Genomic DNA, 237 nt, shown 5'->3' on the forward strand with positions numbered 1-237 from the left:
TCGCGCGGCCTGGAAGCCATCAAAGTGCGCGTTGATGCCGCCTGACTTTTGAACGAATTTTGATCAAGTTTTGAACACACCGCGACAGAATGCGGGTTTCCGGGCAGTCCGCCGTGCAGGCGTGGCAAGTGCAGGACGATGCCGTTTTCTTCAATAGAATCATCGCCTTATCGTAGTTTTTGGCGCGGAAAACGGTTGTCAAAACGCGCGGATACGTCCTAATGACATCAAAGACTT

Annotated in this window: 1 protein-coding gene; it reads right to left on the minus strand. The window is 51.9% G+C overall.

Annotation, left to right across the window (positions count from 1 at the left end; translation table 11 throughout):
- Window positions 1-19: 19 nt before the first annotated feature.
- A partial coding sequence (locus VSR71_RS35265; protein WP_342917939.1) for a hypothetical protein occupies window positions 20-237 on the minus strand: 218 nt, incomplete at its 5' end.

The sequence above is a fragment of the Cupriavidus oxalaticus genome (assembly GCF_038900635.1).
Classification (GTDB): Bacteria; Pseudomonadota; Gammaproteobacteria; order Burkholderiales; family Burkholderiaceae; genus Cupriavidus; species Cupriavidus oxalaticus_B.